At 73.7% G+C, this 16742-nt stretch carries 11 protein-coding genes; 6 read left to right on the forward strand and 5 right to left on the reverse strand.

All coding sequences use genetic code 11. The features are described 5' to 3' along the window. Window positions 1-65: 65 nt before the first annotated feature. Window positions 66-899: a DUF3626 domain-containing protein gene (locus ACH4MY_RS09210; RefSeq protein WP_397999763.1), complete on the reverse strand. Its 834-nt coding sequence runs from the start codon at window positions 897-899 to the stop codon at window positions 66-68. Window positions 900-1040: 141 nt separating this feature from the next. Here ACH4MY_RS09210 and ACH4MY_RS09215 point away from each other — a divergent pair, with 141 nt between their 5' ends. Both ACH4MY_RS09215 and ACH4MY_RS09220 read left to right on the forward strand, forming a co-directional pair. Beyond that, entirely contained in the window at window positions 1041-1727 is a 687-nt protein-coding gene (locus tag ACH4MY_RS09215; RefSeq protein ID WP_397999765.1) for a ThuA domain-containing protein, read from the forward strand. 515 nt (window positions 1728-2242) lie between these two features. Continuing rightward, a complete protein-coding gene (locus ACH4MY_RS09220) occupies window positions 2243-3640 on the forward strand; it encodes an NADP-dependent succinic semialdehyde dehydrogenase (protein ID WP_397999767.1) in 1398 nt (465 codons plus the stop codon). A gap of 74 nt (window positions 3641-3714) precedes the next feature. On the opposite strand, the gene ACH4MY_RS09225 is transcribed toward ACH4MY_RS09220, so the two are convergent. Continuing rightward, on the reverse strand, window positions 3715-4740 hold the full coding sequence (locus ACH4MY_RS09225) for a PHP domain-containing protein (protein ID WP_397999770.1): 1026 nt from the start codon (window positions 4738-4740) through the stop codon (window positions 3715-3717). A gap of 19 nt (window positions 4741-4759) precedes the next feature. Continuing rightward, window positions 4760-6844 (reverse strand): SpoIIE family protein phosphatase, encoded by a 2085-nt coding sequence (locus tag ACH4MY_RS09230; RefSeq protein WP_397999773.1) that lies wholly within the window; start codon window positions 6842-6844, stop codon window positions 4760-4762. Window positions 6845-7134: 290 nt separating this feature from the next. On the opposite strand from ACH4MY_RS09230, the gene ACH4MY_RS09235 reads away from it, so the two are divergent. Further along, entirely contained in the window at window positions 7135-10506 is a 3372-nt protein-coding gene (locus ACH4MY_RS09235) for a BTAD domain-containing putative transcriptional regulator (protein WP_397999776.1), read from the forward strand. A 263-nt stretch (window positions 10507-10769) separates the two neighbouring features. Here ACH4MY_RS09235 and ACH4MY_RS09240 read toward each other — a convergent pair whose 3' ends face one another. Beyond that, window positions 10770-11624 (reverse strand): siderophore-interacting protein, encoded by an 855-nt coding sequence (locus ACH4MY_RS09240; protein ID WP_398000551.1) that lies wholly within the window; start codon window positions 11622-11624, stop codon window positions 10770-10772. Window positions 11625-12162: 538 nt separating this feature from the next. Between ACH4MY_RS09240 and ACH4MY_RS09245 the strand changes: the two genes are divergently transcribed. Together ACH4MY_RS09245 and ACH4MY_RS09250 are read left to right on the forward strand one after the other, a co-directional pair. Further along, window positions 12163-12363 carry a hypothetical protein gene (locus ACH4MY_RS09245; RefSeq protein ID WP_397999779.1) on the forward strand — a complete coding sequence of 67 codons (201 nt, stop codon included), beginning with the start codon at window positions 12163-12165 and terminating at the stop codon, window positions 12361-12363. A 313-nt stretch (window positions 12364-12676) separates the two neighbouring features. After that, window positions 12677-13867, forward strand: a complete 1191-nt coding sequence (locus tag ACH4MY_RS09250; RefSeq protein ID WP_397999782.1) for an acyl-CoA dehydrogenase family protein — start codon at window positions 12677-12679, stop codon at window positions 13865-13867. Between the two features lie 40 nt (window positions 13868-13907). Here ACH4MY_RS09250 and ACH4MY_RS09255 read toward each other — a convergent pair whose 3' ends face one another. Next, complete coding sequence (locus ACH4MY_RS09255) at window positions 13908-14849, reverse strand: ADP-ribosylglycohydrolase family protein (protein ID WP_397999785.1); 942 nt, start codon at window positions 14847-14849, stop codon at window positions 13908-13910. Window positions 14850-15359: 510 nt separating this feature from the next. Between ACH4MY_RS09255 and ACH4MY_RS09260 the strand changes: the two genes are divergently transcribed. After that, window positions 15360-16730, forward strand: a complete 1371-nt coding sequence (locus ACH4MY_RS09260) for an FAD-binding oxidoreductase (protein WP_397999787.1) — start codon at window positions 15360-15362, stop codon at window positions 16728-16730. The last annotated feature ends 12 nt before the right edge of the window (window positions 16731-16742 follow it).

Below are 16742 nucleotides of genomic sequence, written 5' to 3' on the forward strand. Positions count from 1 at the left end.
CGCACGTCGCTCCGACGTACTCCTCGGCGCGAGGCGCGAGCGGATCGTGCCGAGGAGTACGTCGCTCAGTCGGCCGGTGCCCCGAACCGGGCCAGGTGGTGCCAGACCTTCTTCACGTCCTGCGGGTCGTACCGCCCCGAACCCGCCGCCTCCTGCACGATCCTGGGGTCGAGCCATCCGTCGACGGCGATCCGGGCGCCGAGCTCCACGTACTGCGGACCGCGGAAGCCGGGGTGCCGCCGCAGTGTGTCGACGGAGAGCCGGAAGCCGCCGTGCCACTCGACGGGGCACGGCAGACGCCGGGCCGCCGCCTCCACCTCCGTACCCCGGTGACTCGGGTCCAGGACCAGCGCCTGCACGTCGCGCCCCACCAGCACAGGGCCGTGGATCTGTGCCTCTATGTAGTCGTCGAGCGGGTCCTTGTCGTCGGCCTCGGCGAGCGCGATCAGCCGCATGCGGTGTGCGACACCGAAGTCGGTGGGCTCCAGGAAGCTGTCCGGATAGCAGAAGGTCGCCCGCTCCAGGGTGGCGGCCGTCAGCCGCAGATGGGCGGAGCCGAAGCGGGGCGCCGCACCGAAGGAGCGACGGCGGAAGTCGAGGGCGCCGTAGACGGGGCGGGTGTCCGCGGGGGCCTCGTCGTACGCCCCGCCGAAGATCCGGCTCTCCCAGCGCCAGCGGTCCCCGCCGGGGCGGGCGGTGAGACCGCCGTTGCTGGTGCCGGTGACGAACTGGGAGCGGTAGACCCCGTCGTCCGCCAGCTCGTGGAGGAAATGCGGGTGGAAGTTGAGGGTGACCCGGAGGGAAGGGGCGAGCGCCTCGCCGGTGGAGCGGTCGGCCACATGGGCGAGGGCCCGCCGCGCGGCGGCGTGGGTGTGCGCTCGGGCGTGGATCGGCGTCATCCGGGCAGTGTGCCGGAGGGGCGGGGGTTGCGGCCCGGGCTTTTCGATGGCTACGGTCGGCGCCGTACGGAAAGCGCTTTCCCCTCGGGGCTGCTCCGCCGTCCGACCCCCTGCTTCAACGGCCCGCTTGGAGTCCACAGCGTGCGTACCGCCGACGTCCTGATCTACACCCGCACCACGGGCTACCGCCACGACTCGATCCCCGACGGCGCCGCCGCGCTCACGGAGCTCGCCCGAGAGCTCGGCCGGCCGGCCGAGGCGACCGAGGACCCGGGCGTCCTCACCTCCGCTCGGCTCGCCGGCTGCGCCGTCGTCGTCCTGCTGTCCACGACCGGGAACGTCCTGACGCCCGAGGCGCGCGCCGCCCTCGAGGCGTACCTGAGGGGCGGCGGCGCCCTCCTCGCCGTCCACGCGGCGGCGAACGCCGAACCGGACTGGCCCTTCTACGGCGAGCTGCTCGGCACCCGCTTCGACGGCCACCCCGAGATCCAGCCCGGCGTCGTCCTCGTCGACGACCACGACCATCCGGCGACGGCCCCGCTCCCGGACCGCTGGGAGTGGACCGACGAGTGGTACAACTTCACCGCCGACCCGCGGCGGAGCGCGGGCGCCGACGGGACCGGCCCCACCGGCGTACGGGTCCTCGCCCGGGCCGACGAGAGCTCGTACCGCGGCGGCACGCACGGAGACGACCACCCGCTCGTCTGGTGCCGGGAGATCGACCGCGGACGCGTCTTCTTCACCGCCCTCGGCCACGCCCCGGAGACCTACCGGGACCCGACCTTCCGCGCCCACCTCAGGGGCGCGCTGACCTGGCTCACCGCCTGAGCCTGTCGTTTACGTCCGACCTCGAACAGGCGGACCTGATGATCACTCGTCCGGGGTTTTCGGTACGGCGGTACGGCCTTCACTGTTCGCGTGCGGCCAGAGCTGCTGGACCTCGGTGAGGGACTCAGTGACCAAGGCGCGGCTGCAGGGAAGGCGTGCAAGGTCTACCTCTCTGTCTCGATCTCCGACGAGACGGCAGTGTGGGGTTCCTCCCACTCCTCCCACACGACCCCGCGCCGTCGTACCTGCGCGGCGCCACGCATCCGGGCTGACCGCATCGGCGGCCCCATGGTTCGGACTGTGTGACGGCACCCCTCCAAGCGGTGACGCAGAGCCGGATCGGGCTCGTGGTTCAGCCGCCCGCGGGCGGCTGGGCATGGATGCGTGGCGCGGGGTGTGGTCACGCGTTGGCCGTCTTCGGTTTCTCCGGGTCACCCCACCGCGCCGCCCCTGTTGCGCCCGGCCGTGCGAGGCGGAAGGTTGCAGTGGGGGCCGATGGCAGGAGGAGACAGGTCATGGGTATCGCCACCGTGAACCCCGCGACCGGCGAGACGCTGCGCATCTACGAGGCCCACGGGCCCGAGGAGGTCGAGCGGCGGATCGCCGCCGCGCACGAGACGTACCGCCAGTACCGCACCACGTCCTTCGCCGAGCGCGCCCGACTTCTGCGTGCCGCCGCGCATCTCCTCGACGAGGACACCGAGGACATCGCCCGCATCATGACCCTCGAGATGGGCAAGCCGATCGCGGCCTCCCGCGCGGAGGCCGGCAAGTGCGCCAAGGCGATGCGCTGGTACGCCCTCAACGCCGAGGAGCTGCTCGCCGACGAGCATCCGGCCGACAGCGACGTCCAGGACTCGGGTGCGGACGTGGCCCGTGTCCACTACCGGCCCCTCGGGCCGATCCTCGCCGTCATGCCGTGGAACTTCCCGCTCTGGCAGGTGATCCGCTTCGCCGCGCCCGCGCTCATGGCGGGCAACACCGGCCTCCTCAAGCACGCATCCAACGTGCCGAGGACCGCGCTCTACCTCGGTGACCTGTTCCGCCGGGCCGGGTTCCCCGAGGGCTGCTTCCAGGCCCTGCTCATCGGCTCCGGCGACGTCGAGCGTGTCCTGCGGGACCCCAGGGTCGTCGCCGCCACCCTCACCGGCAGTGAGCCGGCCGGCCGGGCCGTCGCCGCCGTCGCGGGCGACGAGGTGAAGAAGACCGTCCTGGAACTCGGCGGCAGCGACCCGTTCATCGTCATGCCCTCCGCCGACATCGTCGGGGCGGTGAAGACCGCCGTCACCGCGCGCGTGCAGAACAACGGCCAGTCCTGCATCGCCGCCAAGCGGTTCATCGTGCACCAGGACGTGTACGACGACTTCTCCGAGCGCTTCACCGCCGCCATGAACGCCCTCACCGTCGGCGACCCCTTCGAGGAGTCCACCGACGTCGGCCCCCTCGCCACCGAGCAGGGCCGCACCGACCTGGAGGCGCTCGTCGACGACGCCGTACGGCGGGGCGCCACCGCCCTGTGCGGCGGCCACCGCCCCGAGGAGCCGGAGCTCGCGAACGGCTGGTACTACCGGCCCACCGTCCTCACCGGCATCACCCCCGAGATGCGGATCCACCACGAGGAGGCCTTCGGGCCGGTCGCCACGGTCTATCCGGTCAGTGACATCGAGGAGGCCGTGGCCGTCGCCAACGACTCCCCGTTCGGGCTCAGCTCCAACGTCTGGACCCGGACCCCGGAGGACATCGCCTTCTTCGTGCGCGACCTGGAGGCCGGGGGCGTGTTCGTCAACGGCATGACGGCCTCGCACCCCGCCCTCCCCTTCGGCGGGGTGAAGCGCTCCGGGTACGGGCGGGAGCTCTCCGGCCACGGCATCCGCGAGTTCTGCAACGCGACCACGGTCTGGCAGCGCGCCTGACACCCGCCGGCGGATCGTTGTCGCCCGTCGCCCGTCGCCCGTCGCCCGTCGCCCGTCGCCCGTCGTCTCGCGCCTCAGGTCCGCGTCCACTCCGACAACCGGTCCGCCGGCCAGGTGTTGATCACCCGGTCCTCCGGGACCCCGCACTCCTCCGCCCGGGCACAGCCGAGGATCTGCCACTCCAGCTGGCCGGGCGCGTGCGCGTCCGTGTTCACGGCGAAGTACGTGCCCGCCGCCACCGCGAGCCTCAGCAGCCGCCGCGGCGGATCGAGCCGTTCCGGGCGGCTGTTGATCTCGACGGCCGTCCCGGACTCGGCGCACGCGGCGAACACCCGCTCCGCGTCGAACTCCGATTCCGGCCGCAGCCGCCCGCCCGCCACCAGACGGCCCGTACAGTGCCCGAGCACATCCATCAGCGGGTTGCGCACGGCCCGTTCGAGCCGTCGGGTCATCGCCTTCGCGTCCATCCGGAGCTTCGAGTGGACCGAGCCGACCACCAGGTCGAGGCGGTCCAGCAGCTCGGGCTCCTGGTCGAGCGAACCGTCCTCCAGGATGTCGCACTCGATGCCGGTGAGCAGACGGAACGGCGCCCACTCCTCGTTCAGCCGCGCCACCACGTCCAGTTGCTCCCGCAGCCGCTCGGGCGACAGACCCCGTGCCACCGTGAGCCGGGGCGAATGGTCGGTGAGCGCCGCCCACTCGTGGCCGAGACCCGCCGCCGCCCGGCCCATGTCCTCGATCGTGGCGCCGCCGTCGGACCAGTCCGAGTGGAGATGACAGTCGCCGCGCAGGGCCGCCCGCAGTGCCTCGCCCCCGCTCGTGGGGTCGGCGGTCCGCAGGGACTCCTCCAGCTCCGCCTCAAGCCCCGCCAGGTACTCCGGGATCCGCCCGTCGAGCGCCTCGCGCACCACCGCGGCCGTCTTCGGCCCGAGCCCCTTCAGGGACTCCAGGGTGCCCGCCGCCGCACGGGCGGCCGCCTCGCCCTCGGGCAGGGCGGCGACCGCGGAGGCGGCCGTACGGAAGGCCCGCGCCCGGTACCCCGGCGCCTGGGCGCGCTCCAGGAGGAACGCGATCCTGTTCAGGGCGGCCACCGGGTCCATGGCGTCCCTCCGTCCTGTCTCAGGCGCCGTGCGCGGCGGAGTCGGCCGGCACCGCCGCGGGACCGATCTCGCACCACACCGCCTTGCCCTCACCGCGCGGTTCGACGCCCCACCGGGACGCCAGGGCGTCGAGCAGCAGCAGTCCCCGCCCCGAGGTCGCGGCCTCGCCGGGGGTACGCCGCCGGGGCCAGGCGCTCGACCGGTCCTGCACCGAGAGCCGTACGCGCCGCACCGGCTCGGGCAGCACCTCCAGGGTCAGTACCGCACCGCCCTCGGTGTGCAGCAGCACGTTGACGAGCAGCTCGCCAGTCAACAGCTCCGCGTCGTCGGCGAGTTCCGTCATGCCCCAGTCGCGCAGCGCCTGCCCCACGGCGGCGCGCGCGTCCGAGAGGCCCTGCGGATCGGCCTGATGGATGTACTGGTGGATGCGCGGCGCCCGGGGGGTGCCCGGGTCCGGGCTGCGCCGCAGCACCAGGAGTGCCACGTCGTCGCCCGAGCCCCAGCGCTCCCACAGCCGCTCCGAGAGATGGTCGGCGAGTGCCTCCGCCTGCGGCGGGCCGCTGCTGATCGCCTCCGAGAGGGCGGCGAGGCCGGTCTCGATGTCCGAGCCGGGCTGCTCGACGAGCCCGTCCGTGCAGAGGACGAGTGTCTCCCCGGGCACGAGGTCGAGCCGTGTCTCGGGGAACTCCTCGTCGCCGAACACGGTCGCCAGCCCCAGCGGCAGCCCGCCCCGCAGCTTGGGCTGCCCGACCCGGCCGTCGGTGTGCCGGATCAGTGGCCCGAGATGCCCGGCCCGTACGGCACGCAGGGTGCCGCTGCCCAGGTCGACCTGGGCGTACGTGCAGGTGGCGAAGCGGTTGGTGTCGAGCTCGGCGAGGAAACGGGAGGCGCGGGCCAGCACCGTCGAAGGGGCGTGGCCCTCACCCGCGTACGCGCGCAGCGCGATGCGCAGCTGCCCCATGATGGCGGCGGCGTGGGTGTCGTGACCCTGGACGTCGCCCACGACGATCCCGACCCGGCCGCGGGGCAGCGCGATCACGTCGTACCAGTCGCCGCCGACCTGCCGGCCGCTCCAGGCCGCGTGGTACCGGACGGCGATCTCGCCGCCGGTGATGTCCGGGATCCGGCGCGGCAGCATCGTCGCCTGGAGGCCGGTCGCCAGCTCCCGCTCCTCGTCGAAGAGGGTCGCCCGCTGGAGCGACTGGGCGACGATCGCCGCGAGACCGAGCGCGAGGTTGCGCTCGTCGGCGTTGAAGGAGGTGCGGCCCCGGTAGAACAGGGCCATCCCGCCTAGGGAGCGCGCCTGCGCCACCAGCGGCAGATAGCAGGCGGCCCGGAACGGCAGACGTGCCAGGTAGGGGGCGAGCTCGGGAAAGTCCCGTCCGAGCGACGGGAACGAGGAGACGAACCGGGGCCGGCCGCTCAGCACCGCCTCGGCCAGCGGCATCCCCCGGTCGAGGCGCCGGACACGGAAGTCGTTGAGTACGTCGAGGGATTCGCCGCTCAGCGCGATGATGTTGAGCGAGCCGTTCTCGACCAGACCCAGGGCCAGTCCGTCGGCGCCGAGCCGGGCGAGTCCGCCGGGGCCGGTCAGGGAGGCCGTGACGTCGTCGACCGTCACCGCTCGCGACAGCGCGTTCGTGGTCCGTTCGACGATGTTCGTCTGGACCGCGCGCCGCTTCTCCAGCTCCTGGACGAACGCGAAGCGTGTCACCTCGGCGGTCGTGTCCCGTACGACGCCGACGATCCGTTTCGCCCGTCCGTCCGGCGAGCGCAGGATCCGTGCCTGCACATGCGTCCAGTGGGGTGGTCCGTCGTTCTGCGGGATGGGGAAGTGCGCCGCGTACGAGACCTCGCCACTGGTGACCGCCTGCCGCACGACCTCCTCCAGCTTGGCCCGCTCGTCCGGGGCGAGGCGGGCGATCAGCGACACCGGACGGCCGTCGTAGGCGTCCGGGGCAACCCCGAAGACCAGCAGCCCGGACCTGTCGACATCGATGGTGCCCGTGTCGAGATCCCAGTCGAAGCTGCCGGTCCGGTTCATGGCGAGCCACTCGGCGGGCCCGATCTCGCCATTGCGCGTAGGCCGGTCTTCATCGGTCATCCCCACCATTGTCGAACCCGCACCCCGCCGACGCCATGGCGATGACACGGCGTGGCGTGAGTTCGCCTCAGCGGAGCGGGGTGCGACGGCTACCCGTGGGGCGGGACGGGCGGGTGGGGCGGACGGATGGACGGGGGACGCACGGACGGACGCACGAACCCACGGGCGGGCGGCCGGCACGAGACGGTGTGCGTCAGGGGGCGGGCTCGTGCCGGGGGCGGGTTCGTGACTGGGGGCTCCGTGCCTCACGCCGGTGAGGGGGGCGGTGCCCGGCGGGGCAGAATGGGCCGGTGCAGCCGCCCTACCGTGTTCTCGGTCCCTGCCAGGCCTTCCGTACCGACGACGGGACGGAGGTCGTCCTGCGCGGTTTCCGGCTCCGCGCGCTGCTCGCCGCGCTCGCCGCGGCCGGCGGGCGGGCGGTGGGCACGCGCGCGTTGATCGAACAGGTGTGGGCCGAGGCCGACCGCTCCGAGGACTGGGACCAGGACCGGGGCCGGGGTGGGGACCGTACGGCCGCGCTCCAGGCCCTCGTGGGCCGGTTGCGCAGAGCCTTGGGCCGGGAGGCCGTCGTCTCCGCGCCCGGCGGTGGCTACCGGCTGGCCGCGGACCCGGACGCCGTCGACCTCTACCGATTCGAACGCCTCGCCGCCGAGGGCTCCGCCGCCCTCGCCGGCCGGGACCCGGCGCGGGCCGCGGTGCTCCTCGACGAGGCCCTCGGGCTCTGGCGGGGACCCGCGCTCGCCGACCTGCCCCACCGGGACACCGACCCCCTGGTCGTACGGGCCGAACAGCGGCACACCCAGGCGCGCCGCGACCGTCTCGCCGCCGACCTCGTCCTGGGACGGGCCGCCGACGTCCTCGCACCGCTCGCCGCCCTGGCGGCCGGACAGCCGCTGGACGAGCCGCTCCAGGCCCTGCGGATCCGCGCCCTGCGGGCGGCAGGGCGGTCCGCCGAGGCCCTGGTCGCGTACGAGCAGGTGCGCGCGGGCCTCGCGGAACGACTGGGCACGGACCCGGGGCCGGAGCTGCGCACCCTGTACGCCGAACTGCTGACGGACGGGACCGCCACCCCTCCGCCGGTGGCGCCGGTGCCTCCGGTGGTGCCAGTGGTGCCGGTGGTGCCGGACCCGCGCCACCGGGCCGCCCTCCCCGCCCGGCTGACCTCGTTCATCGGCCGGGCCGACGAACTGCAAGAGCTCGCCGCCGTGTGGGAGGAACGGAGGCTCGTCACCCTCACCGGACCGGGCGGTGTCGGCAAGACCCGGCTCGCGCTTGAGGCGGCGGAGACCTACAAGGACGGCCCGGTCCATCTGGCCGAACTCGCCTCCGTACGAGAGGAGTCCACGGTCGCGGCGGCCGTCCTCAACGCGCTCGGGGCCCGCGAGACCCATATGTGGCACCGCCCTTCGGTCCCCGGCGCGGATCCGGAGGAACCCTTCGCGGAGCTGGTCGAGCTCTGCGCGGGGCGGCGGATGCTGCTGGTCCTCGACAACTGCGAGCAGGTGGTCTCCGCGGTGGCCGAACTGACGCAGACGCTCCTCGCGCGCTGTCCGGAGTTGCGGGTTCTGTCGACGAGTCGGGAGCCGTTGGGGGTGCCGGGGGAGGTGGTGCGGCCGTTGGCTCCGTTGCCGGTGGGGATGGCGTTGCGGTTGTTGGGGGAGCGGGGTGCGGCGGCGCGCCCCGGGTTCGTGGTGGGTGAGGACGCGGGGGCGGCGGAGGAGGTGTGCCGTCGGCTGGACGGGCTGCCGTTGGCGATCGAGCTGGCGGCGGCGCGGTTGAGGGTGTTGTCGGTGCGGCAGATCGCGGATCGTCTGGACGACCGGTTCCGGTTGCTGACGTCGGGGGCGCGGACGGTGTTGCCGCGGCAGCAGACCTTGCGGGCGGTGGTGGACTGGTCGTGGGAGCTGCTGGAGGGGCCTGAGCGGGCGGCCCTGCGTCGGCTTGCGGTGTTCACCGGCGGCTGTGATCTGGCGGCGGCGGAGGCGGTGTGCGCCGACGACGTGGCGCTCGACGTTCTCGATGCGCTGGGGGCCCTTGTCGACAAGTCGTTGGTGGTGGCCGGTCCCGGGCGGGACGGTGACGGTATGCGGTTCCGGCTGCTGGAGACGGTGGCGGAGTACGCGAGGGAGCGGCTGGAGGAGTCGGGGGAGCGTTCCGCGACCGAGCGGCGTCATCTCACGTACTACCGGGAACTCGCCCGCCGTGCCGACCCCGAACTGCGCGGCGCCGGACAGGTGTCCGCGATCGACCTCCTGGAGCGCGAGCACGACAACCTCCGCGGCGCCCTGCGGACGGCCGTCGCACTCGGTGACGAACAGGAGGTGCTCTGTCTCGTCCACTCCCTGAGCTGGTTCTGGCAACTGCGCCATCACCAGACCGACGCCCGCACCTGGGCCGTGGAGGCGGCCCGTCTCGGCCCCGACCCCTTCCGGGAACCCGTCCGTCCCGCCGAGCCGTTCGCCGGCCGGTGCGTGGACGTCCCTCCACCGTGGAACGACGAGCGGCTCCGGGAGGCCCGGCGCGGCGGCCACCTCTACACGCTCGCGACCCAGGGCGGCCGGGGTGCCACCGCGCTCGACCACCCCGAGACCCGCGCCCGGCTCGCCGGACTCGTGTCGGCGTACCGCCCCGGCCTCCCGCAGACCTGCCGGCAGCCGGGGACGATGTGGTACTTCGCCCGACTCATGACCGGGGAGTTCACCGGCCTCGACGAGGCCCTCACGGCGATCGTCGACACCTGTCGCGTGCACGCCCCCGGCTGGGACCTGGCCTTCGCCCTCGTCGTACGGGCCAAGCTCGTCGGCCACGGCCCCGACGACGCCGCCGAGGCGCTCGCCCTCTTCGAGGCGGCCGGGGACTCCTGGGGCATCGCGGAGTCCTTCGCCGCCCGGGGCGAGGCCTATGAGCGGACCGGCCGGCTCCCCGAGGCCGCCGCCGACTTCGAGCGGGCCTCGGCCGCAGCCGCCCGCGTGGGCGCGCGCTCCCAGGTGCCCCTCTACACCGCACGCCTCGCGGCCGTACGGCTCCGGCTCCGCCCCGAGGGCGACCCGGCGGCCGAACAGCTCCTGGCCGAAGCCGCCGACGAGGCGGCGGAGTGGGGGGCCGAGGCGGCGGGCTCCGCGCGGTTGCTGCTCGCCCAGCACTACGGGCACACCGGTCGGACCGGTCTCGCCCGTGCGCAGCTCTCCCGGCTGGAGGGCGAGTTCGGGGACGTGACCCCGGCGCTCTTCTGGGGTCTCGCCGGCGGGACGTGGGCATGGCTCGACTGCCTGGACGGTGCGTACGACCGGGCGACGGAGCGGCTGTCCCGGGCCGTCGCGGATGTCGAGACCCTCGCCCACCTGGTCGCCCCGTACCTGGTCGTCGCCCAGTTCGCGACGGCCGCGTGGGCCCTCGGCGGGCGGGGCGGGCCGGGTGACGCCGAGACGGGGGCCCGGCTTCTCGGCGCGTACGACGCGCACGGCGGATCCGACGAGGACGGCGGCTTCCGCCCCTTCACCCGCGAAACGGAGGCCGGGATCAGAGCGCGGGCCGAGGAGGTCCTGCGCGCTCGACTGGCCCCGGAGACGTACACCCGCCGTCATGCGGAAGGCGCCGGGCTCACTCTGCGCACGGCGGCGGCACTCGTCCGCGACTCCGGAGAGACAGCGGACGGCGCCTGAACCTCCGAACGCGGTCAGCCGAGCCGGCGGTGCCAGCGGGCCGCCGGAGGCTCACAGCGGCCCGAGCCGACCACGTCCTGGTAGGCGCGCTCGTCCGACTCGTCCCAGGTCACTTCCTCGCCGTTCTCGGGAAGGGGCTGCGGGCCGGCAGGATCCGGGCGCGATGACGGGGGTTCACGAGCCGCATCGCGGGACACCGGTGCGAACCGCCCTCGGAGGTCCCCCGCTTGCTTGTCCGTCCGTCCCTCCGGGTGCCTGTCTGTTCAGCCGGCGGTCAGGCGCTCACTCGCCTCCGCCAGATCCTCGGGGGTCGGTGCGTCGTCCTGGGCGAGGCGGCGACGCCAGTATCCGGTGAAGTGCACCGACTGCCGGTCGACCCCGCGTTCTTCCACGAGGTGCCGCCGCAGCGCCCGTACGGCCGAGGCCTCACCCGCCAGCCAGACGTACGGCCGACCGTCCGGCAGCGAGTCCGCCCGCAGGGCGTCGACGGCCGAGGTCTCGCCGTACAGCGGGCGCACGGTCAGGTCACCGGCCGTGGGCAGGGGCTGTACTTCGGCCGGGTCCGGGACCTGAACGTAGGCGACGGCCCGCCGTCCGGGCGGCAGCGCCGCCACGACGGTGGCGAGCGCGGGCAGGGCGCAGGTGTCGGCGTACAGGAGCGTCCACTCGCCCGCGCCCGGATCGACGGGCAGCGCGAAGACGGCGGAGGGACCGAACATGCCGACCGCGTCCCCGGGCCGCGCGGACCGTGCCCAACGCGTCGCGGGCCCCTCGTCGTCGGGGCCACCCCCGTCCCCGTGGAGGAAGAAGTCGACGTCGACGGTCGCGCCGGCGGGGTCGTACGCCCGGAAGGTGTAGCTCCGCATCCACGGCCGCTCGGCCTCGGAGAGCGCCGAGTACGCCGCGTACCAGCGCATCACGTCCCCGTCGGGTCCGGGAGCGGGAAGGACGGGCTCGGTCTGCCCCGACCGGGGGAAGAACAGCTTCACCTGCTGATCGGCCCCGGCGAGGACGAAGCCGCCGAGGCCCGGCCCTCCGAGGGTGATGCGCCGCATGCGGGGGGTGATGCGGCGGGTGGCGACCACGCGCAGGAGTCGCAGGGGCAGAGGCGGAGCCAGAGGCAGGGGGTTGGGCGCGGGCGCGGGCTTGGCCGCGGGCTCGGGCTGAGTCGGGGGATGGGGCATCGGGCACTCCTGGTGGGTGGGGTCGGCGGTGTCCTCCACCCTGCGGGGCCCCGCCGACGCGAGACCGACACCGCGTCGACACGGGGGTGGGGCACGGAGACGGAGCGGGGGTGTGCGGGCGGTGACGAGGCTCGGCCGGGCCGCGGCTCGCCCGTCTGCCCGGGAGCCGGTTCGGGCGTCGGGGCCAGGTGTGATCGGGCGGCGCCCGGCCCGGACGCGGCCTCTGACGGCCTGAGGCTGTGGCGGAACCTCGGCAGTACTCACGCGGGGGACCGCCGCTCCGCCGCATCGCGTCCGGCCCGGGGCGCTGGCTCGGTTCCGCGCCCCGGGCATGCCTGCGTGGGCGCCCTCCCACGGCGACCGCGCCCCCTCCGCGCCCGGCGGTCGGGTGCTGCCCGACGGTCCGCCCGGATGCGCTCCCGGTGGCCGGACACGAGAATGGCGAGTGCCGGAAGAACACGTAGGAGGCGGCATGAACGCTGAGCCCGACAAGACGTCCCTGGGGGACCTCCCGACTCCCGACCGGCTGCTGCACGCCGGATCGGAGGGCGAATTCACGCCGGAGGACCTGGTCCTCGCCTCCGGCCGTGACGTGAATCCGAAGACCCTCGCCTGGGCGGAACGCCGTATGGCGGAGAAGGGTCGTGCCTCCATGGACGAGCTCCTGCCGTAGGTTCGGCCCGGCCGGGACATCGGCCGGGCACGGCCCCAAGGCATCGGCCCGATCCTCGGAATCCTCTCCTCGGTACCTGGCAGTACCTCGAAGCACCCGTAGGACCCTGCGGCCCCGGTTCGGCAGCACCGAACCGGGGCCGCGGGCCGTCCGGACCCGCTCCACCGCGACCCACCCGACCCCGCCCCGAACCGCGCCACCGACTCGCCCCGCCCCGAGGCTTCCGCATTTATGGAACACGTTCTACCGTGGCCGCCGTCGCGCGTCGCACCGCACCGAGGACGCCGCAGGACCGCCGCCACGGGAGGCCCCCATGCACCTCGAGTACACGCCCGCCCAGAACCGCCTGCGCGCCGAGCTGCGTGCGTACTTCGCCGAGCTGGTCCCGGAGGACGTCCACACCCGCTACGCGGACCCGGCCGCGCAGAAGCGGTTCTACCGGGAGACCGTGCGGCGGCTCGGCTCCGACGGCTGGCTCGGGGTGGGCTGGCCGACCGAGTACGGCGGCCGGGGGCTGACCCCGATGGAACAGTTCATCTTCTTCGACGAGGCGGCGCAGGCGGGCGTGCCCCTGCCGCTGATGGCGCTGAACACGGTCGGACCGACGATCATGCGCTTCGGCACCGACGAGCAGAAGGCGCACTTCCTGCCGGGGATCCTCTCCGGTGAGATCGACTTCGCCATCGGCTACAGCGAGCCGGACGCGGGCACCGACCTGGCGGCCCTGAAGACGCGCGCGGTACGGGAGGGGGACGAGGTCACCGGCACGTACACGGTGAACGGCCAGAAGATCTGGACCACGAACGGCGACACCGCCGACTGGGTCTGGCTCGCGGTCCGCACCGACCCGGACGCCCCGCCGCACAAGGGCATCACGATGCTCCTGGTCCCCACGAGCGACCCCGGCTACTCCTGCACGATCATCAACACCCTGGCCTCGCACGACACGACCGCCAGCTACTACGACAACGTCCGGGTCCCGGCCTCGCGCCGGGTCGGCGAGGAGAACAAGGGCTGGCGCCTCATCACCAACCAGCTCAACCACGAACGCGTCACCCTGGCGGCCCACGGCACGATGGCGATCCGCGCACTCCACGACGTCCAGCGCTGGGCCGCCGACACCCCGCTCACCGACGGCCGCCGCGTCATCGACCTGCCGTGGGTGCGCCGCACTCTCGCGCGCACCCACGCCCGGCTCGACGCGATGAAACTCCTCAACTGGCAGATGGTGAACGCCGTCCAGCACGGCACCCTCACCCCCCAGGACGCCTCGGCCGTCAAGGTCTACGGCTCCGAGGCCCGCCGCGACGCCTACGCGGCCCTCATGGAGGTCGTCGCCGCCGCCGGCGCCCTCAAGGAGGGCTCGGCGGGCACGGTCCTCCACGGTGAACTGGAACGCGGCTACCGCTCGGCGGTCATCTTCACCTTCGGCGGCGGCAACAACGAGATCCAGCGCGAGATCATCTCCTGGATCGGGCTGGGCATGCCCCGGGTCCGCCGCTAGGGAGGAGGGCCCGGGGCCGCTCCGGCCGGCGCCTTCCGCGTCAACTCCGCGTCGACTCCGGCACGATCGCGGGCAGCGGCACGATCGGGGGCAGCGGCTCACGGGCCGCGTGCCAGGCGGCGGGGAGGGCGGCGACGCCCGTGCGGGCGGCGATCACCCCGCCCGCGACGGCGCAGGTGGTGTCGATGTCGCCGCGCCCGGCGACGGTCGACCACAGGCCCTCCTGCAGGTCGTCGAGGTGTCCCGCCGCGCACCACAGCGCGTAGGGGACGGTGTCGGGCCCCGACATGCGGTAGCCGGAGCCCAGGACCTCCGCGGCGTGCCGGACCGAGGTGTGTTCCGGCATCCGGGCCGCGACCCGCACCCCCGACCGCACGTCGCTGTCGGGGAGCCGTTCGGCGACCGCCCGGAGGAAGTCGGGCCGTGCCGGAGCCGGCCCGCCCCGGCTGCGCGTGGCCAGTGCCGAGGCGAGGGCCACCGCCACCGCAGCCGTGACCGCCTCCGGGTGGTGGTGCGAGACGACGCTCTGGCGGGCGGCCTGTTCGGCGACAACGTCGAAATCGTCGGCGTGCCAGGCGCCGAGCGGGGCGGCACGCATCGCCGCCCCGTTGCCCCAGGACCCCTGGCCGCAGAACTGTCCGGCGACCACCTCCCGCCAGGGCTCGCCCGCACCGATCCGACGGAGCACGTCGTGCATCGAGGCCCCGTATCCGCGGTGGGCGTCGTCGGCGTAGGCCTCCGCGAAGCGCAGGGCGAGGCGGTCCTGGTCGACGGTGCCGCCGCCCTCGGCGAGTTCCCGGACGAGGACGAGCGCCTGGGCGGTGTCGTCGCTCCACTGCCACAGCGGCTCCGGCGGCGGCGTCCGGGCCTCCAGGGCGGCCGGACCCTCCCGGCGGAGGATGCCGAACCAACGGTCGCCGAAGGCGTCGCCGAAGGCGAGCCCGTTCAACGAGTCCAGCGCGGGAGCGGGGACGGTGATCATCGGAGCAGTATCACAAGAGCACCGGGGGCCTGGCACTCTGATTTCGGCGATGGACGTACGGAGGAAAGGACGGGCCCGTGTCCCAGGAGGAACGCGACGCCAGGCTGGGCCTCACAGGCTTGACCGGCGCGGAGCGGGCAGCCCGCATACGCCTGCTGACGGAGGAGATCGAGCGGGAGGTGGCGACGGCGAGAGAGGCCCTGCGGGCGCAGCGGGCGGACCGGGCGAACCGGGGTGCGCCGCCGGGGTCCGGGGCGGGTACCTCCGTGGACCGGCCTGTGGACCGGCCCGAGGATCGGCCCAAGGGCCCTCCCGGGGTGGACTGACCACGATCACGGTCTCGGGTTGAGCCCTGGTGCCATCGGCGTAGCGTGGAAATGATTCGGTCCTTCGGCGGGCGGCTGTACGTCCTGACCGCGGGACGTCCTGGCTGCTCCGCAGAGTTCCCTGTCGCTCGGCACGCGCTCTCCGGGGCCCAGTCGGCTGGATGAGGCACGAGGAGCGGTGGCCATGGGCAAGCTCTCGATCGACCAGTTGCGCGAACGGGTACGCGGGGCGGTCGTCACGGCCGACGACGAGGCCTACGACGAGGCCCGCGCGGTGCACAACGCCATGATCGACAGAAGACCGACCGCCGTCGTGCACTGCGTCAACGCGGGCGACGTCATGGCCGCGGTCGACTTCGCCCGCGAGAACGAACTCGATCTGGCGGTGCGCGGCGGCGCGCACAGCGTGCCCGGCTTCGGCACCTGCGACGACGGCGTGGTGGCCGACCTCTCCGGGATGCGCGGTGTCCGCGTCGACCCGGTGCGCCGGACGGGCCGCGCGGAGGGCGGCGCGACCTGGGGCGACTTCAACGCGGCGACCTACGCCTTCGGACTGGCCACGACCGGCGGGATCATCTCCACCACCGGCGTCGGCGGACTCACCCTCGGCGGCGGCATCGGCTACCTGGCCCGTGGACTCGGCCTCAGCTGCGACAACCTGATCTCGGCCGATGTGGTGACCGCCGACGGCCGGCTCGTCGTCGCGAGCGAGGAGGAGAACGCCGACCTCTTCTGGGCGCTGCGCGGCGGAAGCGGGAACTTCGGCGCCGTGACCTCGTTCGAGTACCGGCTCAGCCCCGTCAAGGACATCTACGGCGGCCCCATGCTCTTCGAACTGGAGGACGCGGCCACCGTCGTGCGGTCCTTCGGCGAGTACATCACCGACGCGCCGGAACAGCTGGGCGGCTTCCCGGCCTTCCAGATCGCCCCGCCGCTCCCGTTCATCCCGGAGGACCGGCACGGTGACACCTTCGCCCTGATCGTGGCGTGCTGGTCCGGTCCGCTCGACGAGGGGGAACGCGCCCTGCGGGCCTTCCACGACTTCGCGCCGGTGGTCGCCGAACACGTCGGCCCCATGCCGTACCCGGCGCTCAACAGCGCCTTCGACGCGCTCGTACCGCCCGGCCTCCAGCACTACTGGAAGGCCAACTTCGTGACCGAGCTGACCGACGCCGCCATCGCGGCCCACGTGGAACACGCCCCGGGCCTGCCCGCCGTGAACTCGACGGTCCACATCTACCCGATCAACGGCGCCTGCCACCGCGTCGCACCGGACGCCACGGCCTTCGCCTACCGGGACGCCTCCTTCGCCACCGTCATCGCCGGGATGTGGCCCGACCCCGCCGCCAACGAGGCCAACATCGGGTGGGTCCGCGACTACTACGAGGCGACCGCCCCGCACTCGGAGGAGGGCGGCTACATCAACTTCATGGCCGATGACGACCAGGACCGGATCAGGGCCAACTACAAGGGCAACTACGACCGCCTGGTCGAGGTGAAGCGGGCGTACGACCCGGGGAACCTGTTCCATCTGAACCAGAACATCAGGCCGTGAGGCGTGTCCGGT

Origin of the sequence: Streptomyces sp. NPDC017246 (genome assembly GCF_044331325.1) — a bacterium.
GTDB lineage: Bacteria > Actinomycetota > Actinomycetes > Streptomycetales > Streptomycetaceae > Streptomyces.